Origin of the sequence: Rhizobium sp. 768_B6_N1_8 (assembly GCF_051811225.1) — a bacterium.
Classification (GTDB): Bacteria; Pseudomonadota; Alphaproteobacteria; order Rhizobiales; family Rhizobiaceae; genus Rhizobium.
Genome location: NZ_JBPWPV010000001.1, coordinates 1,823,702 through 1,849,396 on the forward strand (window position 1 = coordinate 1,823,702; position 25,695 = coordinate 1,849,396).

24 protein-coding genes, 1 pseudogene and 1 riboswitch are annotated in these 25,695 nt (G+C 61.7%); of the genes and pseudogenes, 15 read left to right on the plus strand and 10 right to left on the minus strand.

Annotated elements, in window-relative coordinates:
* Positions 1-165: 165 nt before the first annotated feature.
* On the plus strand, positions 166-1,248 hold the full coding sequence (locus tag AB8B33_RS09265; RefSeq protein ID WP_439015119.1) for a DUF2865 domain-containing protein: 1,083 nt from the start codon (positions 166-168) through the stop codon (positions 1,246-1,248).
* Between the two features lie 29 nt (positions 1,249-1,277).
* Here the strand turns inward: AB8B33_RS09265 and AB8B33_RS09270 are convergent, their stop codons facing one another.
* Positions 1,278-2,132 carry a LysR family transcriptional regulator gene (locus AB8B33_RS09270; RefSeq protein WP_439015120.1) on the minus strand — a complete coding sequence of 285 codons (855 nt, stop codon included), beginning with the start codon at positions 2,130-2,132 and terminating at the stop codon, positions 1,278-1,280.
* Between the two features lie 134 nt (positions 2,133-2,266).
* On the opposite strand from AB8B33_RS09270, the gene AB8B33_RS09275 reads away from it, so the two are divergent.
* Positions 2,267-3,811 (plus strand): MFS transporter, encoded by a 1,545-nt coding sequence (locus AB8B33_RS09275; protein WP_439015121.1) that lies wholly within the window; start codon positions 2,267-2,269, stop codon positions 3,809-3,811.
* 17 nt (positions 3,812-3,828) lie between these two features.
* Here AB8B33_RS09275 and bluB read toward each other — a convergent pair whose 3' ends face one another.
* Complete coding sequence (gene bluB, locus AB8B33_RS09280) at positions 3,829-4,530, minus strand: 5,6-dimethylbenzimidazole synthase (protein ID WP_439015122.1); 702 nt, start codon at positions 4,528-4,530, stop codon at positions 3,829-3,831.
* A gap of 42 nt (positions 4,531-4,572) precedes the next feature.
* A riboswitch (cobalamin riboswitch) is annotated at positions 4,573-4,762 on the minus strand.
* Between the two features lie 142 nt (positions 4,763-4,904).
* On the opposite strand from bluB, the gene AB8B33_RS09285 reads away from it, so the two are divergent.
* Both AB8B33_RS09285 and AB8B33_RS09290 read left to right on the plus strand, forming a co-directional pair.
* Positions 4,905-6,329 (plus strand): DHA2 family efflux MFS transporter permease subunit, encoded by a 1,425-nt coding sequence (locus AB8B33_RS09285; RefSeq protein WP_439015123.1) that lies wholly within the window; start codon positions 4,905-4,907, stop codon positions 6,327-6,329.
* Between the two features lie 241 nt (positions 6,330-6,570).
* On the plus strand, positions 6,571-7,638 hold the full coding sequence (locus tag AB8B33_RS09290; protein ID WP_439015124.1) for a 3-deoxy-7-phosphoheptulonate synthase: 1,068 nt from the start codon (positions 6,571-6,573) through the stop codon (positions 7,636-7,638).
* Positions 7,639-7,695: 57 nt separating this feature from the next.
* Here the strand turns inward: AB8B33_RS09290 and AB8B33_RS09295 are convergent, their stop codons facing one another.
* From AB8B33_RS09295 to AB8B33_RS09305, 3 genes are read right to left on the minus strand one after another with little or no spacing between them, the layout of a single operon-like run.
* Complete coding sequence (locus AB8B33_RS09295) at positions 7,696-8,529, minus strand: TolB family protein (RefSeq protein WP_439015125.1); 834 nt, start codon at positions 8,527-8,529, stop codon at positions 7,696-7,698.
* 24 nt (positions 8,530-8,553) lie between these two features.
* Positions 8,554-10,233, minus strand: a complete 1,680-nt coding sequence (locus AB8B33_RS09300) for an NAD+ synthase (RefSeq protein ID WP_439017208.1) — start codon at positions 10,231-10,233, stop codon at positions 8,554-8,556.
* Positions 10,234-10,277: 44 nt separating this feature from the next.
* Positions 10,278-10,436 (minus strand): hypothetical protein, encoded by a 159-nt coding sequence (locus AB8B33_RS09305; protein WP_439015126.1) that lies wholly within the window; start codon positions 10,434-10,436, stop codon positions 10,278-10,280.
* Between AB8B33_RS09305 and AB8B33_RS09310 the strand changes: the two genes are divergently transcribed.
* The 8 genes from AB8B33_RS09310 (at position 10,435) to AB8B33_RS09345 (ending at position 19,680) form a co-directional block, all read left to right on the plus strand.
* Positions 10,435-10,971 (plus strand): DUF1003 domain-containing protein, encoded by a 537-nt coding sequence (locus AB8B33_RS09310; RefSeq protein ID WP_113324491.1) that lies wholly within the window; start codon positions 10,435-10,437, stop codon positions 10,969-10,971. The genes AB8B33_RS09305 and AB8B33_RS09310 overlap by 2 nt on opposite strands.
* 124 nt (positions 10,972-11,095) lie before the next feature.
* Entirely contained in the window at positions 11,096-13,828 is a 2,733-nt protein-coding gene (locus tag AB8B33_RS09315) for an ATP-binding protein (RefSeq protein ID WP_439015127.1), read from the plus strand.
* Between the two features lie 82 nt (positions 13,829-13,910).
* The gene (locus AB8B33_RS09320) at positions 13,911-14,456 is read left to right on the plus strand and encodes a transporter (protein ID WP_113324969.1); all 546 of its coding nucleotides are present in this window, start codon (positions 13,911-13,913) and stop codon (positions 14,454-14,456) included.
* Positions 14,457-14,521: 65 nt separating this feature from the next.
* Positions 14,522-15,160 (plus strand): ArsR/SmtB family transcription factor, encoded by a 639-nt coding sequence (locus AB8B33_RS09325; protein ID WP_439015128.1) that lies wholly within the window; start codon positions 14,522-14,524, stop codon positions 15,158-15,160.
* The gene (locus tag AB8B33_RS09330) at positions 15,157-16,395 is read left to right on the plus strand and encodes an MFS transporter (RefSeq protein WP_439015129.1); all 1,239 of its coding nucleotides are present in this window, start codon (positions 15,157-15,159) and stop codon (positions 16,393-16,395) included. The genes AB8B33_RS09325 and AB8B33_RS09330 overlap by 4 nt, the downstream gene beginning before the upstream one ends.
* An 84-nt stretch (positions 16,396-16,479) precedes the next feature.
* On the plus strand, positions 16,480-17,271 hold the full coding sequence (locus tag AB8B33_RS09335; RefSeq protein ID WP_439015130.1) for an aminoglycoside phosphotransferase family protein: 792 nt from the start codon (positions 16,480-16,482) through the stop codon (positions 17,269-17,271).
* A gap of 405 nt (positions 17,272-17,676) precedes the next feature.
* Entirely contained in the window at positions 17,677-18,507 is an 831-nt protein-coding gene (locus AB8B33_RS09340; protein WP_439017209.1) for an alpha/beta fold hydrolase, read from the plus strand.
* A gap of 231 nt (positions 18,508-18,738) precedes the next feature.
* Positions 18,739-19,680 (plus strand): MBL fold metallo-hydrolase, encoded by a 942-nt coding sequence (locus tag AB8B33_RS09345; RefSeq protein WP_439015131.1) that lies wholly within the window; start codon positions 18,739-18,741, stop codon positions 19,678-19,680.
* A 43-nt stretch (positions 19,681-19,723) separates the two neighbouring features.
* On the opposite strand, the gene AB8B33_RS09350 is transcribed toward AB8B33_RS09345, so the two are convergent.
* Complete coding sequence (locus AB8B33_RS09350; protein ID WP_439015132.1) at positions 19,724-20,119, minus strand: GFA family protein; 396 nt, start codon at positions 20,117-20,119, stop codon at positions 19,724-19,726.
* A 124-nt stretch (positions 20,120-20,243) separates the two neighbouring features.
* Positions 20,244-20,618, minus strand: a complete 375-nt coding sequence (locus tag AB8B33_RS09355; RefSeq protein ID WP_439015133.1) for a DUF4440 domain-containing protein — start codon at positions 20,616-20,618, stop codon at positions 20,244-20,246.
* Between the two features lie 364 nt (positions 20,619-20,982).
* On the opposite strand from AB8B33_RS09355, the gene AB8B33_RS09360 reads away from it, so the two are divergent.
* Positions 20,983-21,732: an aminoacyl--tRNA ligase-related protein gene (locus AB8B33_RS09360; RefSeq protein ID WP_439015134.1), complete on the plus strand. Its 750-nt coding sequence runs from the start codon at positions 20,983-20,985 to the stop codon at positions 21,730-21,732.
* Between the two features lie 96 nt (positions 21,733-21,828).
* Here AB8B33_RS09360 and AB8B33_RS09365 read toward each other — a convergent pair whose 3' ends face one another.
* Positions 21,829-22,236, minus strand: coding sequence for an NUDIX hydrolase (locus AB8B33_RS09365; RefSeq protein WP_439015135.1), 408 nt, complete (start codon positions 22,234-22,236; stop codon positions 21,829-21,831).
* A 134-nt stretch (positions 22,237-22,370) separates the two neighbouring features.
* Here AB8B33_RS09365 and AB8B33_RS09370 point away from each other — a divergent pair, with 134 nt between their 5' ends.
* Together AB8B33_RS09370 and AB8B33_RS09375 are read left to right on the plus strand one after the other, a co-directional pair.
* Positions 22,371-22,853, plus strand: a complete 483-nt coding sequence (locus AB8B33_RS09370) for an HIT family protein (RefSeq protein ID WP_439015136.1) — start codon at positions 22,371-22,373, stop codon at positions 22,851-22,853.
* Positions 22,850-23,608 carry an NUDIX hydrolase gene (locus AB8B33_RS09375; protein ID WP_439015137.1) on the plus strand — a complete coding sequence of 253 codons (759 nt, stop codon included), beginning with the start codon at positions 22,850-22,852 and terminating at the stop codon, positions 23,606-23,608. The genes AB8B33_RS09370 and AB8B33_RS09375 overlap by 4 nt, the downstream gene beginning before the upstream one ends.
* A 49-nt stretch (positions 23,609-23,657) precedes the next feature.
* Here AB8B33_RS09375 and tyrS read toward each other — a convergent pair.
* Together tyrS and AB8B33_RS09385 are read right to left on the minus strand one after the other, a co-directional pair.
* Positions 23,658-24,943, minus strand: a pseudogene (gene tyrS / locus AB8B33_RS09380) (tyrosine--tRNA ligase).
* A 186-nt stretch (positions 24,944-25,129) separates the two neighbouring features.
* Positions 25,130-25,606: an NUDIX hydrolase gene (locus tag AB8B33_RS09385; RefSeq protein WP_439015138.1), complete on the minus strand. Its 477-nt coding sequence runs from the start codon at positions 25,604-25,606 to the stop codon at positions 25,130-25,132.
* Positions 25,607-25,695: the final 89 nt, after the last annotated feature.

The window sequence follows — 25,695 nt, forward strand, 5'->3', positions numbered from 1 at the left end:
TAGCTGCGGGAGAGATGGGAGTGGAAGCATAGGGCTTGCTGGATAAGATCGCAAAAATGCGCTAGGAATTACTTCGAGCTTATTAAGGGAAATACGTTAAGACAAAGCGCGGTCGGTTGAAGCCGCAATTGACCGATAGATACTTTCTCATTCCGGGACGACGTCGTGAAGCGCCGAAACCTGTCTCTCCTCTTCTTTCTGGCATTTGCGGTTCCGGCAGCCGCTGAGACCAATGCGATCTGCGAGGATCTGCGCGGGCGTCTTGCCGATCTGCCGCAATCGATCGGCACGAATGGTGCCGAGATGCGCCAATATGCGGGCGCGCTTGCCGAACAGAACCTGGAATTGCGCAAGGTGCGCGGCGATCTGCGCCGCTACGGCTGCACGTCGGGCAGCATGGTCGTCGTCGGCGGCGAAAATGCCGGCTTCTGTGAGGAGCTTGAGCAGTCCGAAGCCAAGATGGTGGACAATATCCGCTACCTGCAGGACCGCCGCAACGAACTGCGCCAGGGTGGTGCCGATCCGGCCCGCGAGGGGCTGATGGCCGCACTCGAAGACAATGGCTGCAACAGCGACAGCTTTAGCGAACCTGCGCAAGGCGATGCCTATGCCCCGGCTCCTTCCATCGAGGAGCAGGCCATGCGCGGCGACACCTTCATTCCGCTTGGCGGCGGCGAGCGTTACGGCCTGCCGCGGGCGGAAATGCTTTCGCCCGTCAGCACCATCTGCGTACGCACCTGCGACGGTGGCTTCTTCCCGATCAGCAACAATGCCACCTCGGTCGATTTCGGCCGCGATGCCGCGACCTGCGCCAAGATGTGCCCTGATGTGGAGACGGAGCTCTATTACCGCGACATCTCCAGCGCCGAAGCCTCGAACATGATCTCGACGGCAACGGGCACCCCCTATGGCGCGATGAAGAATGCCTTCGCCTACAAGACCCGCGCACCCGGCGAAAAATCCGCCTGCTCCTGCAATCTGACCGCCTATTACGAGGAAATGCGCAAGAGCCAGGCAGCCTATGCGCCGGCGCCTGAGCCGAAGGGTTCGATCACCACGATCCATACAGACGCACCGAAGGCTGTGAGCGCCCCGCCCGCCCCGCAGGCGCAGGTGCCGGATCGTCCCTACGACCCCGCCAGCAACAAGGTGCGCCAGGTTGGCCCGCAATTCCTGGCCGGCGATCAGGGCAAGATCGATCTCACCAATCCGGCGACATCAGGCCCGCAGCCCCAACAACAGCAATAACCACGATATCGGCAGTCGAAATCGCATCTTCAGTTTGACGAGCGATGCTCCCGGAAGGCTGCCGCCAGTGTGCGCAGCGCCGCACGCGACTTGGCATCCGTCAGTGTCGAATGCAGCACGACCTCGGAGGATGGCAGCGCTGGCAGGCCGAAGCGCTCGCTGACCTCGATCGTGCCGACGGGCGCCAGACGATGGGAGAAGGTCGAGACGGCAAGCCCGGCTGAAACGGCTGCTGTCACAGCCGAAGAGCCTCCGCCGAGGAAGACTTCCGCCCAGGGAATACCGGCCGCATCGAGCGCCCGGGTGCAGACATCCCGCACCTTGCAGTTGGGCGACAGTGCTGCAAGACGCAGCGGTTCGCCGTGGCGATATTCGAATTGCGGCGTTGCAAACCAGCCGAAATGCTCTGGTGCCAGAACCTCGCCATCGCGCCGGTCCTCATCCCGACGGACGATCGCCGCATCCAGGTCGCCGCGATCGAAGGCGGCGAGCAACTCGCAGGAATTGTCGAGCCGCACCTCGATCGTCAACCCCGGGTCATGGGCATTGAGGCGCGCAAGCAGCGTCGGCACTTCCGGGCCGGCGACATGGGCCGCAATGCCCAGCCTGAAATGACGGCGCGACGAGGAAAGTGCCGCGACCGCACGGTCATGGGCGGCGAGGAATTCCCGTGCGGCATCAAGAAATACCGCCCCCTGTGCCGAAAGCCGCACCAGCCGCGGCGTGCGTTCGATCAGCCGATGGCCGAGCCGCTCCTCCAGCCGTTTGAGCTTGACGCTAATCGCCCCTTGCGTGCTGCCGAGCTCATTGGCGGCGCGGGTGAAGCTCTTGTTCTCGGCGATCGTCACGAAAGCCTGAACGGAATCGACATCGAGCATGGTCATTGGATCTATCCGAAATTGTTGTGTCTGAAATAGTCAATCATCCAATTCTGTAATGATCAAGCTCTGCTTATGCTGACGCAAATGGACGACAACGGATGTCACCCTTGTAAGTCTCAACGTCGAAAGGCCAAAGCATGACCTCTGCCTCACCTCAATCCTCACGTATCAGAGGCATCGTCGCCCTGATGGCGGCCTGCCTCTCCTCACTGATGTTCGGCCTTGAAATATCGAGCGTACCGGCAATCCTGCCGACGCTGGAAAAGGTGCTGCATGCCGATTTCAGCGCGCTGCAATGGATCATGAATGCCTATACGATCGCCGTGACGACGGTGCTGATGGCCGCAGGCACATTAGCCGATCGCTACGGCCGCAAGCGCGTCTTCCTGATCGGCATTGCCGCCTTTGGCCTCACCTCGCTGATTGCCGGCCTTGCTCAGGATGTTTCGCTGCTAATCGTTGCTCGCTTTCTGCAGGGTATGAGCGGCGGCGTGATGCTGATCTGCCAGGTGGCCGTCCTCTCCCATCAATTCCCGGAGGGCAGAGCCCGCAGCATGGCCTTCGGCTGGTGGGGCATCATCTTCGGGATCGGCCTCGGCTTTGGCCCGATCATAGGCGTTGCGATCGTAGCAGCCGCCGGCTGGCAATGGGTCTTCCTCATCCATGCCGTGCTGGCAGCCATGACGGTGGCCCTTGCCGTAACGGGCGTTGAGGAATCGCGTGACCCCGCTGCAGGACGGCTCGATATCGCCGGCATCGCCACCCTTTCGCTGGCGGTCTTCTGCCTCGCTTTCTTCATCACCCAGGGTCCGGCTCTCGGCTTTGCCAGCCCTGCCGCGCTTGCCACTATCGGACTTTCCGCGGCAAGCCTCATCGCCTTCATCTTCGCCGAGAGGCTGAACCCGCGACCGATGTTCGATGCCTCGGTCTTCGGCATCCGCGCCTTCTCGGGCGCCATCATCGGCTCGGCTGCCATGAATATCAGCTTCTGGCCCTTCATGATCTATCTGCCGATCTGGTATGAAGCCGGTCTCGGTTATGGCAGTGTGGCCGCGGGTCTGGCGCTGCTTGCCTATACGCTGCCGACGCTCGTCGTACCGCCGCTCGCCGAACGGCTCATGCTGCGCTATCGGCCGGGCATCATCATTCCCGGCGGCCTTTTCACCATCGGGCTCGGCTTCCTGCTGATGAAATCAGGCAGTGCCGCCGCCGCGCCAAGCTGGCTGACGATGCTGCCCGGCGCGCTGCTTGCCGGCATCGGGCTTGGCTTCACCAACACTCCGGTCACCAATACGACGACAGGCGCTGTCTCCAGCGATCGCGCCGGCATGGCTTCCGGCATCGACATGAGCGCCCGGATGATCTCGCTCGCCATCAACATCGCCGTCATGGGCTTCATCCTGTTCAGCGGCGTGCTCTCCCACCTCAAGAGCACCTTGCCAACCTCGACGGATGCCGGCGACCTGCGCCTGCTCGCCGAACGGATCTCCGCCGGCAACATCGCCTCCCTGCCAGACATTCCGGCCGGGACGGCGCATGATGCGCTCGTCGCAGGCTTCGGCGGCGTCATGCTCTATGGCGCGATCGGCGTCTGGCTTCTCGCCGCCGCAAGCTTCCTCGTCTTCGCCCATTGGAAGACACCGGCCTGTGCCAGGGATTGCGGCACCCAGCCGGCAGCATGATGCACACCCGCGCCGGCTCAGACCGGCGCGGCCTCGCTTTCCACCTGCCCCCAGCCGTCATGGAAAACCAGCTCTTCCAGCGCCATCCGCTGCCGCCAGCCTTTGACCGCCAGTTCCGGCTTATCATAGAGCCGGTCGACGAAGCCGGCGCAGAGCCAGGCTACCACCTCGATATGATTGGGAATGCCGAGGATCTCCTTCAGGTCACCCTCGCGAAAAATGCTGACCCAGCCGATGCCCACCCCTTCGGCTCGTGCCGCAAGCCACAGGTTCTGGATGGCGCAGACGGTGGAATAGCTGTCCATGCGCGGATTATGTGTGCGCCCCAGCACCACGCTGCCGCTGCGGGTTGGATCGCAGGTCACGCAGATGCCGAGCGGCGCCTGGACAATGCCTTCGAGCTTCAGCGAACGGTATTGCTCCTGCCGCTCGCCGTCGAACATGCGGGTCGCTTCCTCATTCGCCTTGAGGAAGGCATCGCGTACCCGCGCCCTCACCTCGACGCTCTTCACCAGAATGAAATTCCACGGCTGCATGAAGCCGACCGAGGGCGCGTGATGCGCGGCGGTCAAAAGACGCGTCACCAGATCATCCGGCAAGGGATCGGGCAGGAACTGGCTGCGCACGTCACGCCGCGTCATGATCGCGTGATAGACGGCCTCGCGTTCGGCCGCAGAAAAGCTGGATGCCGGGCAAACGGCATCATCAATGGGTCGCATCGTCAAATCCCCAACAACGCAACCGCCCGCCGTCCGCGCGGGTTGGGTCTATCTTGCCAGGCCGGTCTTCTGACTTGGCGTCATCCGCTTGGCCGCCGCCTTCCCGGCCTTGCGGCCAGTGGCATTCTATGCGGCAAGCGTCGGCCTTACAGCGTTGGGCACGTTCCGGTCTTGCACCGGATTCCCGATTCTCCCGCTTGTGAAAGCGGGCACCTGACGGGTGATCTATGGCGCGGAAACGGCATGGCGGCAAGCTGCATGCGACATTCATTTCGTGGACAGGCTGAAAATGCTGGCCTAGAACGAGACCCGACGCCGCTGGCGCCGAATCCCCTCTCATTGCCTTCCGGTTGCCCGTGTCCCGCCTAACACCAATGATCCTTGCAGTCGCCCTGTTCATGGAACAGATGGATTCGACCGTGATCGCCACCAGCCTGCCGGCGATTGCTGCCGATATAGGCACTTCGCCGATCGCGCTGAAACTTGCGGTAACGAGCTACCTCGTGGCGCTCGCAATCTTCATTCCGATCAGCGGCTGGATGTCGGATCGCTTCGGTGCACGAAACATCTTCCGCCTAGCGATCTTCGTTTTCATGGTTGGCTCGGTCGCCTGCGCATTCTCCAATTCTATCGCCGCCTTCGTCATTTCCCGCCTCATCCAGGGTGCCGGCGGCTCGATGATGACGCCGGTCGGGCGATTGCTCCTGGTGCGCGGCACGCCACGTCACCAGTTGGTGAATGCCATGGCATGGCTGACCATTCCCGCGCTGATCGGCCCGATCATGGGGCCGCCGATCGGCGGCTTCCTGACGACCTATCTCAGCTGGCACTGGATCTTCTGGATCAATGTGCCGATAGGCATTATCGGCATCGTCCTCGTCACCCGTTTCCTGCCGGCCGTCGAGCCGCGCAGCCCGAAGCCGATGGATTTTCCGGGCTTCTTCCTGTCGGGCATCGGCTTTGCCGGTTTCGTCTTCGGGCTCTCGGTCATCAGCCTGCCCGCCGTTCCCGTCATCTACGGCTATGTCACTGTGGCCGTCGGCGTCCTCTCCGGCATTCTCTATCTCGTGCATGCCAGGCGCACCCCGCATCCGCTGCTCGATCCCAAGATGTTTCGTTACCCGATGTTCCGGGCGGCAATCCTCGGCGCCTCGAATTTCCGCATGGGGCTCGGCGCGCTGCCCTTCCTCATGCCGCTGATGCTGCAACTCGGCTTCGGCCTGACGCCGCTGCAGTCAGGCTCGATAACGTTCATCAGCGCTCTTGGCTCCATGGGCTCGAAATTTGCAGCCACCCGCACGTATAACGCCTTCGGCTTCCGCAACGTCATTGCGCTGACGACCTTCCTCGCGGCGATCTTCCTCGGCGTGAACGGCTTCTTCACTGCCGAAACGCCGATGTATGTCATCATGGGCTATCTTCTTGTCGGCGGCCTCCTGCGCTCCATGGCCTTTTCCGGGGTCAACGCCATGGCCTTCGGCGATGTGGACGAGGCCGACAGCAGTCAGGCGACCGCCATCAATGCGGTGGCGCAGCGCATCTCCATGGCCATGGGTGTTGCCGTCGCCGGCACGATCCTGGAAATCTCCTCGAGCTTCCACGGCGGCAAGCTTTTGGTCTCGGATTTTCATATCGCCTTCTTCATCGTGGCGGCGATATCAGCACTTGCCTGCATCACTTTCCTGCGCCTGCCTGCCAATGCCGGCGAGGAGCTGACGACACGCCGCCACAAGAACAGACATGCCGAGACGGCAGAACCGGAAGAGGCCCAGGGACAGGCAATAGCGGAGAGCCGCTGAAAACTTCACGGATCTGTCGTTTTTCCTCACAGATTCTACGTGACAATTCCGATCGGCATGGCTACATAAGCCGCATGTCGATTTCGTCCGTTTACGCATCGCGATTTTATTCGTACCGCTACTTCCAGCGGATGCGGGTCTGTGCGTAACCGAAACTAACGCGACGACAACCCGAACAGCCGCTAGTCAACCTGGCGGCTTTTTTGTTCCGCCACGGTATGACCAAACAGGAGAGCATACCGTGACTGACACTATTGATGATCTGCGCATCGTCGAGATCACCCCGCTGACCAAGCCTGCCGATATCCTTTCGGAAATCCCGCGTGACGCCTCCGTTACCAAGACAGTAACCAGCACGCGCGACACGATCCACAATATCCTGACCGGTCAGGACGACCGGCAGCTCGTCATCATCGGCCCCTGCTCGATCCACGATCCGGCAGCCGCCCGCGAATACGCATCCCGTCTCGTCGAGCAGCGACGACGCTTGTCTGGCGATCTCGAAATCGTCATGCGCGTCTATTTCGAAAAGCCCCGCACCACCGTCGGCTGGAAGGGCCTGATGAACGATCCGCATCTTGACGGCAGCTACCGCATCGAGGAAGGCCTGCGCCTCGCGCGGCGCCTGCTGCTCGACATCAACGCCATGGGCCTGCCGGCCGGTTGCGAATTCCTCGATACGATCACGCCGCAATATATTGCCGATCTCGTCAGCTACGGCGCCATCGGCGCGCGCACGACCGAAAGTCAGATCCACCGCCAGCTCGCCTCGGGTCTCTCCTGCCCGATTGGCTTCAAGAATGGCACGGATGGTAGCGCGCGCATCGCACTCGATGCGATCATGGCCGCCTCCCAGCCGCACCATTTCCCGGCTGTGACCAAGGACGGACAGGCAGCGATTGCCTCGACGCGCGGCAACGAGGACTGCCACATCATCCTGCGTGGCGGCAAACGGCCGAACTATGAGGCAGCTGACGTGCAGGCTGTCATCGTCGAAGCCGTCAAGCTCGGCGTCGACCCGCGCATGCTGATCGATGCCAGCCACGCGAACAGCAACAAGGATCCGATGAACCAGCCGAAGGTCGTCCATGACGTCGCCGGCCAGATTCTTGCCGGCAACCACCACATCAAGGGCATGATGATCGAGAGCAACCTCGTCGCCGGCCGCCAGGATCTCGTTCCCGGCAAGCCGCTCGTCTACGGCCAGTCCATCACCGATGGCTGCATCGGCTGGGATACGTCCGTCGAGGTGCTCGAGGATCTGGCCAAGGCCGTCCGCGACCGCCGCAAGGCAGCCGTCGCAGCCTGAGTGGCCGCATCAGTCGCGGCGGGGCAAGCCCCGCCGCGTCATCTTCAATGATGATGATCAGGCCTTGGCCGGAAAATACCGCACATAAGCGAATTCCTCGCCATCCGGCGACCAGTTCGGCACGTTGATCGTGCCCTGCCCGCCGAAGAGCTCGAACAGCTCCGTCAGGTTGCCGCCGTCCATGTCCATCATCCTGAGCCTGACACTAAGATCGCGCGGATGGTCGAAGATATCGGGGTCGTAGGAGAGGATCAGCACCTTGTCATTGTTGGGCGACGGATGGGCGAACCAGTTGCCGTAATTGTCTGATGTCACCTGCTGGAGACCTGTGCCATCGGGGTGGATGCGCCAGATCTGCATCAGGCCGGTGCGGCTGGAGTTGAAATAGATCCACTGCCCGTCGGCCGACCAGTCAGGCCCATCATTGCGGCCTTCTCCATGCGTCAGCCGTTTCTCCTCGCCGCCTTTGACCGAGATCGTGTAGATATCGAAGACGTCGTTGCGGATGCCGCAATAGGCAAGCTCGCGCCCATCAGGTGACCAGCCATGCCAGTAGGACGGCAGGTTCTTGGTGATCAGCCGCGGCTTGCCGCCCTCGATCGGCAGGATGTAGATCGCCGACTTGCCGAACTCGGTCTTGTCGGAAATGACGATCTCTTCGCCATCAGGTGAAATGCCGTGGTCATTGTTGCAATGGACAGCAAAGCCGGTATCGACCTTCTCCACGAGATCGCTGCCGTCGAGCCGCAGGCGGTAGAGCAGCCCGTTGCCATTGATCAGCAGATAGGCGCCGTCGCGTGAGAAATTCGGCGCCTCCACCAGCGCCTCGGTCTGCCAGACGACGCGGCTTTCGCCTCTCCTGACGTTGTAGATTTCGACAGAGCTGCGCATCTCGTCCTCTCCCAGATGAGTTTTCTATCGATCCCGGAACCGGTTGGTGATCGGGTAGCGCCGGTCGCGGCCGAAATTCTTCTTGGTGATCTTCACGCCCGGCGCCGACTGGCGGCGCTTGTATTCGGCGAGATAGAGCAGATGCTCGATGCGGTGGACCGTCTCGACATCATGGCCGCGCGCCACGATCTCCTCGACCGCCATCTCCCGCTCGACAAGGCATTCGAGGATGTCGTCCAGAACAGGATAAGGCGGCAGCGAATCCTGATCCTTCTGGTCGGGGCGAAGCTCGGCCGACGGCGCCTTGTCGATGATGTTTTCCGGAATGACCACGCCCGAGGGGCCGAGCGCATCCGGCGGCACATTCTCGTTGCGCCAGCGTGCCAGCGCATAGACCTGCATCTTGTAAAGGTCCTTGATCGGGTTGAAGCCGCCGTTCATGTCGCCGTAGAGCGTCGCATAACCGACCGACATTTCCGACTTGTTGCCTGTCGTGACCACCATCGAGCCGAACTTGTTGGAGATCGCCATCAGGATGGTGCCGCGTGCACGGCTCTGCAGGTTCTCCTCGGTGATACCGCTGTTCGTGCCCTCGAAGAGGCTCGACAGCGCCGAGGAAAAGCCCGTCACTGGTCCCTCGATCGGCACGATATCGTAGCGGCAACCGAGCGCCTTGGCGCAATCGGCCGCATCCTTCAGCGAGTCTTCGGACGTATAGCGATACGGCAGCATGACCGTGCGCACCCGTTCCTCGCCGAGCGCATCGACGGCGATTGCCGCGCAGATCGCCGAATCGATGCCGCCCGAGAGGCCGAGCACGACATTCTTGAAGCCGTTCTTGTTCACATAGTCGCGGAAACCGAGCAGGCAGGCGCGGTAATCGGCCTCCTCGCTCTCGGGTATGCGCGCCATCGGCCCTTCCGAGCAGTGCCAGCCGTTTTCTGTCCGCTTCCAGGTCGTCACCGCAAGGGCCGTCTCGAACTGGCTGAGCTGGAAGGCGAGCGACTTGTCGGCATTGAAGGCAAAGCTTGCGCCGTCGAAGACGAGCTCGTCCTGGCCGCCGAGCTGGGCGGCATAGACCATCGGCAGGCCGGTCTCGATCACCTGCTTCAGCACCACCTGATGGCGGATATCGACCTTGCCGCGATAATAGGGCGAGCCATTCGGCACGAGCAGGATTTCCGCGCCGCTTTCGGCGAGCGTCTCGGATACACCGAGATCGCCCCAGATATCTTCGCAGATCGGAATGCCGATGCGCACGCCGCGGAAATTCACGGGTCCAGGCATCGCGCCCTGGTCGAAGACGCGCTTCTCATCGAACTCGCCGTAATTCGGCAGATCGATCTTGTCGCGCACGGCAATCACCTTGCCGCCGTCGAGCACGGCGATGGAATTGTAGCGGCCCGTCTCGTCCTGGCGTGGAAATCCAATGACGATGCCCGGTCCGCCATCGGCGGTATCGGCCGCAAGGCTTTCGACCGCCGTCCAGCAAGCGCGGATGAAGGCCGGCTTCAGAACCAGATCTTCCGGTGGGTAACCGGAGATGAAAAGCTCGGTCATCATCAAGAGATGCGCGCCCTGCCGCGCCGCATCGGCGCGCGCCTCACGCACCTTGGCAAGGTTTCCGGCGACATCGCCCACCGTGGGGTTCAGTTGGGCGATGGCGATGTTGAAGGTCTGGGAGAGAGCGTTTTCCTGTGTCATGTCATTCATTTAATCCGCCCCTTCGTGCACCGCAATAAGCCGCTTCAAAAGCCGTAGCGATCTGCGGCGAAAATTTGATGAAGGGTGACCCCATCGCTCTGCCTATCCCTCTGTTTGTCTTGCGCGACGCCGATACGCATTGCAATTTGCGGCGACGGCGGAATACTGCGCGCCAATTCGATCCACTCCCGGGACAATGCCATGTATAATCTTCCGAATTTCGTCCACCTGCATTTCGGCAAGCCGGCCGAAGAACTGGGTGACATCGAAAAGCGCGTGCTGGCCAAGGCACATGAGCGCAAGATCATCTCCACCGACGTCAACGCCGCCATTGCCGCCGAATCCTCCTTCGGCGAGCGGTTGGCCGATGGCATCGCCCGTGTCGGCGGTTCCTGGTCCTTCATCCTGGCCTTTCTCGCCTTTCTCGTCGTCTGGACCATCATCAACACGGTCATCCTTTTTTCCCGCGCCTTCGACCCCTATCCCTTCGTCTTCCTGAACCTCATCCTTTCCATGCTTGCGGCTATCCAAGCGCCGATCATCATGATGTCGCAGAACCGGCAGGCCGAACGCGATCGTTTCGAGGCCGCCAAGGATTATGAGGTGAATCTGAAGGCCGAGCTTGAGGTTCTGTCGCTGCATCAGAAGATCGATATGCGTGTGCTGACGGAACTGACTGCGCTGCGAGAGGATGTCTCCCGCCTGAACGCCATCCTCGCTGAGCGCGGGCAAGCTTGAGCCCGCTAAAATAGCACGGCCTTAAACGTCTGAAATCTCGTCGCAATTCCAGCCCTGTCACCGCGTTTCATTTGACAGGGAGCAGGCATTTAGCCAACCTGCGGCCATCACGCAGGGAGCATGCTTGGAAGAAGAGCTTCAGTTCGGTGCATTTTCGATAGTGCCCGCCAGGCGCAGCCTGTTGCGGGAAGGGTCTGCGGTGCCTCTCGGCAGCCGCGCCGTCGATATCCTGCTGTTTTTGCTCAATCATCCGGGCGAGCTGAAGACCAATGCGGAGATCGTCAGGCAGGTCTGGCCGGATACGTTCGTGGACGAGGCCAATCTGCGCGTCCACGTCTCGGCGCTGCGCAAGGCGCTGGGCGACATCAAGCGTGAACCGCAATTCATCGCCAACGTGCCCGGCCGCGGCTATACCTTCATCGCGCCCGTTAATCGCCGCAGCAATGGCGCAGCGCCCGTCGCTCGGCCGACACTCCAGAAATTTCGCCCCGAACGCCTGCCCGCCCGCATCTTCGGCCGTGAACAGACGATCGCGGCCGTGACCGGACAGCTGACCAAGGGCCGTCTCGTGACAATCGCCGGCCCTGGCGGCATCGGCAAATCCACCGTTGCGCGCGCCGTGATTGCGCGCGGCAGCTTCGATGGCGAGATCGTCTGGATCGACCTGTCGGAAGTCGCGACCGGAAATCTCGTGCCGACGGTCGTGGCGTCTGCACTCGGCATCCTCTCGCGCAGCGACGATATCGCAGTGGAGATCGCCGCCCATTTGCAGCCGCGCAATCTTCTGCTCGTGCTCGACAGCTGCGAGCATGTGGTGGCCGATATCGCCAAGCTCGCCGAAGACCTGCTGGCGGAAGCGCCCGATCTGCATATCCTCGCCACCAGCCGCGAGCCGCTGCGCGCCGAAGGCGAACGCGTCCACCGCCTGCTGCCGCTCGACCTGCCCTTGTCTGCCGTGACAGCGGAGGCTGCCCTGGCCTCGCCCGCCGTCCAGCTTTTCGTCAAACGCGCCGATGCCTGCCTCGGCGGCTACGAGCTGACGGACGAGGACGCCGCCGATGTCGTCGATATCTGCACCAGGCTCGATGGCATTGCGCTGGCAATCGAGCTTGCCGCCGGCCGGCTGGAGGCGATGGGCATCGCCGCCCTCTCCCGCTCGTTGTCCGACTGCTTCCGGGTATTGACGCGCGGCCGGCGCACGGCGCTGCCCCGCCACCAGACGCTGCGCGCCACGCTCGATTGGAGCTACCTCATCCTGTCGCCGGAGGAGCAGCAGGCGCTGCGCGAACTCTCCGTCTTCCGCGGCCGCTTCAGCAGCGGGGCCGCAGCCGCGGTCCTCTCCGGCACCGAACCCGGGGATTTGCTGGCCGTCCTCGTCGCCAAATCGCTGGTCGTGGTCGAGACCGCGACCGACGAAACGCTCTACCGCCTGCTTGATACGACCCGCCTCTACGCCGGCGAAAAGCTTGCGGCCTCTGGCGAACTGCCCGATGTCATGGCCCGCTTCTCCGCCTATCTCTCTAGTGCGCTCGAAAGCGCCGAACAGGATCTCTATGCCGCCTCGCCGGAGGAATGGCCTGATGATTTCGCCCAGCAGGTGCCGGGCCTGCGCGCAGCCCTGGACTGGGCCTTCGGTCCATCAGGCGGCGATGCGCTGCTCGGCGTACGCCTGACGGTCGCCGCCCTGCCGCTTTTCTTTCGCCTGTCATTGCTTGACGAGTGCCTGGCGGCCCTCACCCATGCAATAACCTTCCTCGATGCGCGCCCCGGCCTTGACGAGAAAAGCCGCATGAAACTCTATGCCGCGCTCGGCTGGCCGCAGCTTCGTGCCACCAATGCACCCGAAGACGGCGTTGCCGCCTGGACGACGGCCTGGCGGATCGCCGAGGAACTCGGCGATGTCGATCACCAGCTGCGCGCCATCTGGGCGCTTTGGGTCGATGTGCTGAACCGCGCCGAGCCTCGCCAGGGACTGGAGCTGGCGGAACGCTTCGCAGCCCTTGCTCCGTCCTCCGCCGATCCGACCGATGTCATCATCGGCAGGCGCATGAAGGCTGCTACGCTCCACTGGCTCGGCCGACATGGCGAGGCCCGCCAGGAGCTTCTGGCGATGCTTGCCGACTACGAGCATGTGTCGCAGGCCCGCCATTCCGTCCGCTTTCAGTTCGACCAGCGCGTGACGGCGCGTATCATCATCGCCCGCTGCCTCTGGATATTGGGCGACGAGAAGGCCGCGCTGAAGGAGGTCGAAGAGACAATGCGCTACGCCTGCGATATCGGCCATAACCATTCGATCAGCAATCTTCTCGCCGAAGCCGTCTGCCCGCTGGCGCTTCTCTCCGGGAACGACGGCGAAGCGGCTGCCGCGATCCGGCTTCTGCGTGACCATACCAAGGCCCTGTCGCTCGATGTGTGGCACACCTATGCCGACGGCTTCGAAGCGGAACTACGTCTGCGGGACGGCGAATACCGGCTCTGCCTCGCAAAGCTGCGCCCGGCGATGGACATCCTCGATCGTGCCGGCTTCAACCTCTTCCGCACCTACTTCCAGTCCATCGAGGCGCAGGCCCTGTCCGGCCTCGGTCAACATGCGGAAGCCCATGCGGTGATCGACAGCGCCTTGGAGCATGGCGACGCCTCCGGCGAACGCTGGTGCCTGCCCGAACTCCTGCGGGTGAAGGCAATGGTCACCGCAAAGGGACAGAGCCCGGAAGGGCTGGACGCCGCTTCAGCCATCCTCGAGGCGGCACGCGTCGCCGCAAGGCAGGATGGCGCGATCGGCTGGGAACGCCGCATCAACGTCGATCTCGAAGCCCTCGGCCATGAACCGGCGCAGCTTTCGGGCGCGGCCGGCTAAACCCTTTTACACCGATTTACAACGATCAACTCGTCCGCTTCTCGTTGTCCGTGCATCATTGCTCCCCAAGAGGAGCATGCCCATGGACGTCCAAATACCCATCCGTTTTCTGATCATTCTCGCGACGGATGGAGATAACAGCGAGGTCAGGATCGCGCGCCTCGCACCCGCCTACTATCTTTTCAAGGATGCACCGGCAGAAGTCGTCCTCGCGACACCATCAGGCGGCTTCGCCGATCTGACCAGCGAGTTGCGCCAGACCGTCCATCAGAGCGTCCATAAGGAGCCTACTGTCGGACGCTTCCTCACCGACCGCGCCGCACGTGACGATCTCGCCGATACGCTGCGCCTCGACCAGATCGTGACAGAGGATTTCGACGCCGCCTTCTGCATCGGCCTTTCCGGCCCGCTCTGGTCCGCCGAGGGCGTCGCAGCCACGATCCGCGCCTTTCTGACATCGGGCAAACCAGTCGCCGTCATTCCCGGCCGGCGTCTGGACATAACACCCGAAGGTGCCGCCACCGGCCTGCTGATCCTCGCCGACTGCGAAGCGTCCCCGCTGCTGTCAGCCCATGCGCTTCTCAAGGTCGTGCTGGAAGGCCGCAAGACAGTAACGTCGGCGGGCTGACAGTCTACAGACACATATGCAAAGAAATCTTTGCAAAGATTCATTTGCGGTACTAAGCAGCCGCTATGAAAACACCTGTTCCTACACCTGCGTCATCTACATTCCGCAACGTCAGCCGGGTCGTTCCCGACGTCACGGCGCTGAAGGCGCTCGCCCATCCGGTGCGCCTACGTATGCTCGGTATGCTGCGCATCGATGGTCCCGCAACGGCAACGCAGCTCGCGACACGGCTCGGGCTCAACAGCGGCGCGACGAGCTATCACCTGCGCCAGCTTGCCCAGTATGGTTTCATCGAGGATGCGCCGGGGCCATCCCGTCGTGACCGCTGGTGGAGGGCATGCCACGAGATCACCTCGGTGCAGCCGGCGGAAACCGAAGGCGAGGCTTTCGATATGGACGTCGCCTTCACGCAGGCGATCCTCTCCCTGCAGGTCGATCAGATGCAGAAGGCAGTCGAGGAATATGCCGAGCTGCCGCTCGCATGGCGGAAGGCCAGCACAGCAAGCGACATCATCATTCCGCTGACTTCTGAAAAGGCCGAAGCCCTGACGAAGCGGCTGAACGACCTCCTCATGGAAGCGATGCGCGAGGCCCCGCCCCTCGGCGAGCCACTGCCATCAGGCACAGTGCCTTTCACTGTCATGCTGCACGCCTTTCCCTATCCGGGCCGCCTGCCGCATGGCGAGGAAGAGAGCGAGCCATGAGCCGCCGCAGTCCCTTCATCGCGCTCGCGGTCGCCGAAACGCTTTCCATTTCAGGCACGCGGCTCTCCAGTGTCGCCATCCCCTGGCTGGTGCTGAGCACGACCGGCAGTCCCGTGCTGACCGGCCTCGTCGCTATGATGGAGATGCTGCCCTATGTCGTCGCCAAGGCGCTCGGCGGCCCCCTGATCGACCGCCTCGGCCCGAAGCGCATCGCCGTCATCTGCGACAGCGCCTCGGTGGTCGCCGTTGGCCTCGTGCCCGTGCTGCATCTTCTCGACCTGCTCACCATGCCGATCCTGCTGCCGATCGTCTTCGCCATGGGCGTCCTGCGCGGCCCCTCGGATGCCGCCAAGCAATCCATGGTCCCCGACATTGCGGAACTCGCCTCCGTGCCGCTGGAACGCGTGACCGGCGTCGCTGGCGCCATCGAGCGCCTTGCATCGGCCGCAGGCGCGGCCGGCGCTGGCGCGCTGATCGCCCTTGTCGGACCAAGCCAGGCGCTAGCCGTCAACGCCCTCACCTTCGCCGCTGCCGCCGTGATCGTCGCAGCCGGCATCCCCCAATTGCGGCGCGCTCCGAAGCCGGAAGCAACCGGCATCGCCGCCTATGGCCGTGAACTCGCGGAAGGCTGGCGCTTCCTGCGCCGCGATGCGGTGCTGGTCGCAATCGTGCTGATGGTGGCAACCACCAATCTGCTCGATCAGGCCTTTGGCGCCGTCTTGTTGCCGGTCTGGACGCAGACCTCGGGCCATGGCCCGGCCCTGCTCGGAACCATGTTCGCCGTTTTCTCCGGCGCCTCGATTATCGGTGCCGTGATTGCCGCCATGATCGGCGAGCGCCTGCCGCGCCTTGCCGTTTACACGGTCGCATTCCTGCTGACTGGCTTTCCGCGCTTTCTGGTCTTTGCGGTGGAAACGCCGCTTGCGCTCATTTGTATGACGCTCGCCATTGGCGGCTTTGCCTCGGGCTTCCTCAATCCCATCCTCTCGGCCGTGCTCTTCGAGCGCACACCGAAGCCTTTGATAGGCCGCGTCACATCGCTGAATGCCGCGCTCTGCTGGGCGCTCCTCCCCTTCGGCGGCCTTGTCGGCGGCGTATTGGTCGATGCGTGGGGCCTTTCAACCGCATTGCTTCTGACAGGTCTCGCCTATCTCGCCGCCACGCTCGCTCCCTTGGCGCACAGCAGTTTCCGTGGCTTCGACAAGCGGCGGATCGCCGACGCCAGCCCCTCCTAAGCAGACTGCCTAACTGTTCGTGGGCAACCCTGTCTATTTCCGCTATCTGGTTGCAAGTGCGATCATGGCTCTGGGGGAGCAAGGATGCCGACATCAGATGACGAAACGCCACTCGCAGGTGGTAATATCAATGCCGGCGTCGTCAGGGTCGCCGATACGGTACGCCGTTCAATGAGCCCGAATAGCCGGAACGTGCACAGGCTGCTGAAGCAACTGGAACGGTGGGGTTTTGCCTATGCGCCTCGTTTCCTAGGTATCGATGACAGCGGAAGAGAAATCCTCTCTTACATGGCAGGCACGGCGATGATCCCGGAGACGCTCTGGGAGAATACCGCTGCCCTCACCGAATCCGCCGCAATGTTACGGAAGTTGCACGATGCGACCCGAAGCCTGGACTTCGTCCCCGACGGCAGTTGGGCCTATACCTACCCTCTTGCCGAGCGCAATGACGTGATTTGTCACAATGATTTTGCGCCCTACAACATGATCTTTCGGGATGGTCTCCCGGTCGCGATCATCGATTTCGACCTCGCAGGTCCGGGGCCGCATCTGCGAGACCTCGCCTACCTCGCCTATTGGTTCGCACCGCTTTCTTTTTCCTCCGAAGACCTAGCCGAACCCTCGGCCCGCGACCTTGCCAATGGCAGCAGCCGACTGAAGCTGCTCTGTTCAGCCTATGGCACCAGCGACTATGTCGGCCTGCTCGATATGGTCCTAGAGGTGCTGAACCACATGGGGGACGAGACGGCGGTTGCGAAGATGGTCGGTCGGGACGCGGCAACCAGGCTGCAAGAGGGCGGACACTTCAATCATTGGAAGAAGGAGGCCAGATCTTTCAACGAGAACCGGCCGGTCATCTGGCGCAATCTGCAATGATCGCTTCGGGCAATCCAGTTTGCTGATCTTCTGAAGGCGGTAATCCCGCTAGCGCCGGCAGCTTCGAGAATAAAAAGCTTGCGGATAACATACTGTCTTCATGAGGTTAGTACGTCTAATGGCGCATTGCCGTCATTTTTGCTTTGCATCAATTTACGACGGTTAACTCGTATCGCTGCCGGAAGTGAGTCAGCTTGTTCTCGTCGAAGAGGCGCGGAGAAGCCCGCAAGGAGGCAAGCATGCCACACGGAGGCGATCATGAGTGAACGCAGCATTGCACTGACGGCGGATGCCACACGGTGGGACGTTCTTCTGGCAGGAGGCGCCGCCATTGCGGCCATCGCCCTGCCGAAAGCCACGCTTGCCGCAACCAGTCCAACATCACCAGAAAATTGGAGCCAGACGATGCCTTTCATCAAGACCAAGGACGGAACTGAAATCTTCTACAAGGATTGGGGTTCGAAGGATGCCCAGCCGATCGTCTTCCATCACGGCTGGCCGCTCAGCGCCGACGACTGGGACGCGCAGATGATGTTCTTCCTCGAAAAGGGTTTCCGCGTCATCGCCCATGACCGCCGCGGCCACGGCCGCTCCACCCAGACCTTCGAAGGCAACGAGATGGATACCTATGCGGCCGACGTTGCCGCACTGACCGATCACCTCGATCTCAAGAATGCCGTCCATATCGGCCACTCGACCGGTGGCGGCGAAGTTGTCCACTATGTCGCCCGCGCCAAGGAAGGTCGTGTCGCCAAGGCCGTGATCATCGGCGCCGTGCCGCCCATCATGGTCAAGTCGGACAAGAATCCCGGCGGCCTGCCGCTCGAAGTCTTCGATGGCTTCCGCGCAGCCCTCGTCGCCAACCGCGCCCAGTTCTTCCTCGATATCCCGACCGGCCCCTTCTATGGCTTCAACCGTCCGGGCGCCAAGGTCAGCCAGGGCGTGATTGAAAACTGGTGGCGTCAGGGCATGATGGGCGGCGCCAAGGCGCACTACGATTGCATCAAGGCCTTCTCCGAAACCGACTTCACCGAAGATCTGCAGAAGATCACCGTGCCCGTTCTCGTCATGCACGGCGATGACGACCAGATCGTCCCCTATCCCGATTCCGCGCCGCTGTCGGCCAAGCTGCTGAAGAACGGCACGCTGAAGACTTATCCCGGCTTCCCGCACGGCATGTGCACCACGCATCCTGAAGTCATCAACCCGGACCTGCTGGCCTTCATCAAGGATTAAGTTTTTCTCTCGAAGACATGCGAAGGCGCGCCCTTGCGGCGCGCCTTTTTAATCCTGATATGCGGTTGTCACCGTCGTCAGGGAATGGTTGTCCGGTATGGTGTCCCCGGCATCGGGCGTAAAGAACTGAAAATCAATGTAAATAATTGATAATATTGGATTTTATAGGAGAAATCCCATCGCGCCCCTGTTATTGTCTCCTCATGCTGATATCTCAGAGGAGACGAGCAGATGAGCAATCCGGACAATCTCGGCCTATCGGCCACGCGCCGTCAACTGCTGGCTGGCGCCCTCTCGGGCGCGGCGGCCCTTGCCCTGCCGCGCGGCACCTATGCGGCGCAGTTTCATCGCTTTACGCACGGCGCCTTCGATATCACCGTCGTCAGCGACGGCTTCATCACTCTGCCCGCCGAAGTCCTGCTTCCCGATGCGACGCCGGAAGAGCGCCGACCGATCCTGGCGCGGCTCGGCGGCGATGCGGCCGGCGCGCCGGTTCAGGCCAATATCCCGCTCATCCGCCACGGCAGCGACCTGATCCTCATCGATAACGGCTCCGGCAGCCACTTCCAGGCCAGTGCCGGCAAACTCGCCGCCAACCTGAAGGCAGCAGGCATCGAGCCGGAAGCCATCACCAAGGTGATCTTCACTCACGCCCATCCCGATCATTCGGGTGCCACGACCGTGGCCGAAGGTAAGCTGTTCTATCCGAATGCCGACTATTTCGTCAGCGAGACCGAATGGAATTTCTGGACCGACAAGGACTATGAGACCCATATGCCATCAGCGCTGCACGATTTCGCCTGCGGCGCGCAGCGCGATCTCTTCGCGGTGAAAGACAGGCTCACTCTCGTCAAGCCGGGACAGGAAATCCTGCCCGGAATGCAGGTGATCGAAACATCAGGCCACACGCCGGGTCACATCTCGCTGGAACTCGCCGGCGACGGCAATCTCCTCATCACGGGTGACGCCTGCACCAATGACGTGATCTTCTTCGAACATCCCGCCTGGCATTTCGGCTTCGACACCGATCCCGAAACCGCCCTGAAAAACCGCCGGATGCTGCTCGACCGCGCCGCTTCGGAAAAGATCAAGCTGCTGGGCTATCACTGGTCCTATCCCGGCGTCGGTTATGCCGAGCGCAAGGGCGAGGCCTACCGCTTCGTCAAAGCCTGAAGCGTGCATCGGCTTTGCGTCCGGAATTGCGTGAAGCAAAACTCTAAGAGCGGCCTGCATATTGCGGAACGCCATCGGGGATCTCATAGAAATCGGCCTTGTCAGCACAGAAGATATGATAGCCGAAGTGGAGCCCGCTTGGCTCGTCGAAAGCGCCGGCCAGGATGGACATGGCCGGCCCGCCGAGCCTCTGCCAGAACAGCGCCGAGCCGCATTGCGAGCAGAAACCGCGCCTGGCCTCATCGCTCGACTGATACCAGCGCAGGTTTTCCTCGCCGGTAATAGTCAGTGCCGAAACCGGCACGTCGGCCGAAGCATAATAAAGCCCCGTCTGCCGCCGGCATTGCGAGCAATGGCAGCCGACCACGACATCGGGCTTCTCTCGCGTTTCGAACCGCACCGCGCCGCACAGGCACCCGCCTGCATGATGTTCGCTCATTTCCGTTCTCCCCGAAGCAGTTGGGAGAGTGACGTCGGTACAACAGCCAGTCAAATCCAAAGCGCTGATCAAAGGCTTCAGGAAAACTGATGCTTTGGAAGAGGCAGAGCATCATCTCGTCGGCTCAGCCCGCCGGCGTCCCTTGATGGAAGACGATTTTCCAGCCCACGTCTGTCCGGCGCCAGATGGTCGAATGGCGCGTTACGCGCTGCGGCTCTTCGAGTATGTAGGACAGAAGGAACAGCCCATCCGCCAGCACCGTGATGGTAAAATCCCGGCAGGGCCAATCATGTGGTTCTGGCCCGTTCGCGTAGCGCGCAAGCGATGTTTCGATGGCATAGCTGCGCTGATAAACTTTCCCGCTCGCACCGATTTCCCAGAAATTGCTATCGGTCATCCGCTCGAGATCGGCCCGCGACGTGCCGAATTCCCGCCTGTGGAAGATCGGCTCACGGGCAGCAAGTTCTCTAAGAATATGGTCCAGATCCAGATCGCTCATGCCGCCAGAATGCATAAATGGCCCGGGTGCCGCAATGCGAAAAGCCGGTTTGACAAGCGCCCGCCCTGCAAGTACGAAGCTTGCCATGAGTTCCAACAGCGCGCCCCTCTCCCGTCTTGACCGCACCTGCCTGCAGGTTGCCGTTCTGCGCGCTTTTGGCGGACGAGGTCTCCGCGTCCAGTCGTGACGTCCGGATGCCCCAGGTGTCCGGCGAACTGCTGGACGTAAAGCCCCTCCGCAAAGCAATTCCAGCAAAAGTGCTCAGCGGTTTTGCGTCCGGAATTGCGTCAAGCAAATAGGCAGAGCTTTTCCGTTCTTCGAAGAAGACGGAAAAGTTCTCAGGGCTGTCAGGGAGACAGGCACCGTGCTCAATCTTTTCAATGTCAATTCGCTCGTCCACTGGGAGGAGCGTGAAATCAACATGCGCGACCATATGGTCCGCTTCTTCTCCGAGGAAGTGCGAACCTTCCTCCGCTCAGCAAATCCGGCCTGGGATATCAGACGGGTCGAGGCGCCGGCGCTGACGCCGCGCGCCCTCATCTCGGATGCCTATAGCAATGCCGATATCTGGGTGCAGGAACAGCTTTCCGAAACCGATCCACCGCTCGTACTGCGGCCGGAAACGACGCCCTCCAGCTACGTCTACATGCAGCACATTCTCGGCAATCATTCCAGAACGCGCCTGCCTCTCTGCGTCTGGCAGGCCGGTCGATCCTACCGGCGCGAGCAGGAGCAGCCGACCAAGCACATGCGCCTGAAGGAATTCTGGCAGCTGGAATTCCAGTGCGCCTACACGGCCGACAGCGGCAACGATTACCACGCCGCTTCGCTGGAGCCCGTGCGCCGCATGATTGCCTCGCTCATTCCGCTGCCAACCCGCATCGTGCCCTCAGACCGCTTGCCTGCCTACGCGCAGACGACAGTCGATGTGGAAGTGGATAACGGCGACAAGTGGATGGAAGTCTGCTCGATCTCCCGCCGCACGGATTTTCCCGAACGCTACAGGACGCAGCCGAAAAAGGGTCCGGCCGTCGAGCACGACGTTCTCGTCCTCGAAATCGCCATCGGCCTTGATCGCTGCGTCTATAACTGGAACTTGGCAACGAGCCTATGAGAGAATGCGGGTCGGGTTCATTAGGGGACCCGGCCCACATTTTAAATATAGTTTTATTTATATGTATTTCCGCGCCCTGGACGACGGCTTCAGCTGTCAATCCATGTCGCCAGGCAGAGACTGTCCCTGAAGCTCGCGGAAGATCGAACACCATTGCGGATGCCCCATATCGTGAAGGGCCTCGGCCTCCCCAGGCGTGACCCATTGCATCGCCGTATGTTCATCACCAAGCAATATCGGATCTGTGCCCTGCCATTCGCTCACCAGAAAGAGATGGTAGGTGGTACCGTGTTCGACATGCTTGGCGACCTTTCGAAACCGCAATGGGGTCAGGCCGATCTCCTCTTTCGCCTCACGCACCATTGCCGCCTCGGGGCTTTCGCCGATTTCAACATGGCCGCCGACCAGATCCCAGCAATCCGGAAAGCGCTCTTTGTGCCCGGCACGCCGGACAAGCAGAACCCGGCCTTCCCGCCAGAAGATGGCGCATGCAATATCAGTCAAAAACATTTCCCTTCGATGCGTCCGCAATCTGTCTCGACAACAGGTGAAAGTCACGTCCCCTTGCCTTGCCGAAGCTTGTCATCGTCGGCCACTGTGCGAATCCGCGCAGGCGCCACGCGATGGAGAAACAGTCCTTGGAAATTCCCGAACAGTTTCATGTATCCGAAACATCAGGCTGGCTGGTGAACCATCGCATCAATTCCGCCCTGCCCGGCTATCTCATGGTCAGCTCGCGAAGCTTCACCAACGACCTGTCGGAACTCTCGCCCGAAGCCCTCGCCGAACTCGGCCCGCTAATCGCAAGGGCGCAGACGGCTCTCGGCACGGTGCTCGGCGCAAAACGCGTCTACATTGGTCGCTATGGCCACGCGCCGGGCTACCCCATCCATTTCCATATCATCCCGATCTATCAATGGGTGGAAGACCTCTTCTGGCAGGATGAGCGCTATCGCCTGCTCCATACCTTCGCCGAAGGCCCCGGCGAAACCCCGACCGATGGTGCCGAGCTGACCTTCTTCGTCTGGCGGGAATTCTGCGAGCGGGCCGAGCCGCCACCGATAAAGGGGCCATCCATTACCGAAACCATCGAATTGCTGAGAAAGATATTGCGCATATGATATTTGCAGACCAGGCATTCACGATATCGGCCGATCATATCCATTGCCGCCTTACCGGAAGCTTCCACCTCTCCGATCCGGTCGAGGTGCTGCGGAAGGCGGTCTGGGATCGCTTCCTCGCCAGACACCCCGCCGCCTTCGACGGACAGCTTCTGCGCATGGCAGAGCATCGCATCGAAGATAACAGGCTGACCATCACGGCGCAGAGCACTTGCTTTTCCGCCTATGTGGCGACCCGCCATGCCGGTTTTGCCGAGGAGCACCCGCAGTCCGAGCGCGCCGATCCGCTCGGACTCACCGTCGTTCTTGTCACCGCAGACCAGCACGTGATCGTCACCAGGCGAAGCTTCACTGCCGAGCAAAATCCCGGCGCTCTCTATCTGATCGGCGGCTACGCGGAGCCAGCGAAAGGTGAAGAGATCGATCTTTTCGAGGAGGCGGCCCGTGAGCTTGCCGAGGAGGTTGCCGTTACCGATATCGCGCGCTCCTCAGCCTTCGCCATCGGCCTCGCCTACGATCCGGTCTACTGCCATCCGGAGCTTTTCCTGATGGCATCAAGCCGCTCTACCGCCGCCGAAATCCTCGACGGCGCCCGCCATGCGCCCGACCGTAACGAGGCAGCCGAACTCTTCGCATCACCGCTGAGTGACATCCTGAACAACGAGGATTTCATGCCCGGCTCCGCCAAAACGTGGAGCTTCCTCAAGGCCCAGGCTTTCCTGCAGCAGCATTTCCGCGCGCATAATGCCCTGTAACATCGGGGAGCGGTCGCCTACGTGACATAGGCGCCCGCCCCCGATCGCATCACGGTTTCGGCCGCAACAGCACGTGCTTCTTCCGACCGACCGATAGGCGGATGACGCCACCCTCCATATCCGCATAACCGAGCCGCATGGTTTCATCGTCAACGCCGCGGCTGTTGACCCGAACCCCGCCACCAAGGATCAGCCGGCGCGCCTCGCTTTTCGACTTAACAAGCCCGGCGGTCACAAGCGCGTCCGGCAGTGGCAGGCCTTCACGAAGCGCCTCGCCGGTCACCATGACAGTAGGCAGCCCTGCGGCAGCTTCGCCGTCTTCGAACATGCGGCGAGACGTTTCGGAGGCCTCTGCCGCGGCATCTACGCCATGGCAGAGCTGTGTCACCTCATCCGCCAGCACCTTCTTCGCCACGTTGATTTCGGAGCCGCTCAGCATTTCCAGCCGGGCGATCTCGTCAAGCGGCAAGTCGGTGAAGAGCCGCATGAAGCGGCCGACATCAGCATCCTCGGTATTGCGCCAGAATTGCCAGAACTCATAGGCGAAAGCCGGTCGGCATTCAGCCACACGGCGCCCGCAGCACTCTTGCCCATTTTCGCGCCCGAGGCGGTCGTCAAGAGCGGCGCCGTCAATCCGAACAGCGTTCGCCCGCCGGCGCGCCGGCCGAATTCCACGCCGCTGAGGATATTGCCCCATTGGTCCGAACCGCCGAGCTGCAGCAGGCAGGCATGCGTTTCGGCAAGCACATGAAAGTCATAGCCCTGCATGACCATGTAGTTGAATTCGAGCAGCGAGAGCGACTGCTCCCGCTCCAGCCGCTGGCGCACGCTTTCGGATGTCAGCATGCGGTTGACGGAAAAATGCGGGCCGACATCGCGCAGGAAATCCAGGTATTTCAGACTGCCCAGCCAATCGGCATTGTTGACCATGAGCGCATCGGTCGGCCCGTCGCCGAAGGTGAGGAACCGTTCGAAGATCCGCCGGATACCGGCGAGATTGCCGGCGATCTGCTCTTCGCTGAGCAAGGGGCGCGACGTATCGCGAAAGCTCGGGTCGCCGAGCCGGGTCGTCGCCCCGCCCATCAGTGCGATCGGCCTGTTACCGGTCTTCTGAAACCAGCGCAGCATCATGATGGGGATGAGATGGCCGACATGCAGGCTGTCGGCCGTCAGATCGAAGCCGTTATAGGCCGTACCGCTCCCGGCACCGAGCCAGCTATCGAGCGCTTCGAGGTCGGTGCATTGCTGGATGAATCCGCGCTCCGAGAGAACACGCAGGAACTCCGACCGGGGTCTGGTGGATGGTTGGAAATTGAGGGTCACAAGGGTCTCCATGAGGGCCTATCAGGCCGGAGACCTTCTGCTGAAACACGCGCCGCCGACCGTGCGGCGTTTCGGGTTTCGAATAGATAACCATCGCCGCTCTATGGGAGCAGCGCGTAATACAGGCCGGAAAGGGTCGGTATACTGGTCATGCAGCTTGCATACAGGGCCTGTGATCCGACCACAAGAGGGGTGTGGTCAACGACGCACGGCACTCGGCAAGGCCGGCTGCGCGGCGGCGGCCTCCATCAGATCGAGGATTCCGTCGGGAAAAATGATCTCGGTACTGCCGACCAGTTCCGCGGCCGACCACCAGTGATGATCGGCCATGACTTCCCGCTCCAAATCCGTCCAACCGCTGTCGGAGATCGCGCCGCGTTCGGCGCGCACGGCGAAGAACTGCTCCTCGGCCCACACTGTCTCGCCATCGGGCAGCCGCAGATCGAAGGACCGGCTGCCGATCGATGTTCCTACCTGCTCCGCATGAAGGCCTGTCTCTTCCCGCAGTTCGCGTAGAGCCGCCTCCTCAAACGTTTCCCCCTCCTCGAGCCCGCCGCCCGGTGTCGCCCAATATTGGCTGCCCGCAAGGGCGCCGGACCTGAAGACGAACTTGAACAGCAGGACGCAGTCGAACTGGTCGAGCAGAAGCAGCCGCGCAGACGGACGTGTTCGCATCAAACTTACCCTCTTGTGTCATCGCTCATCAGAATGGCAATGGAAGATAACTACAGCTTCCGGTTTAGAAAAACATCAAATAGTTCGCT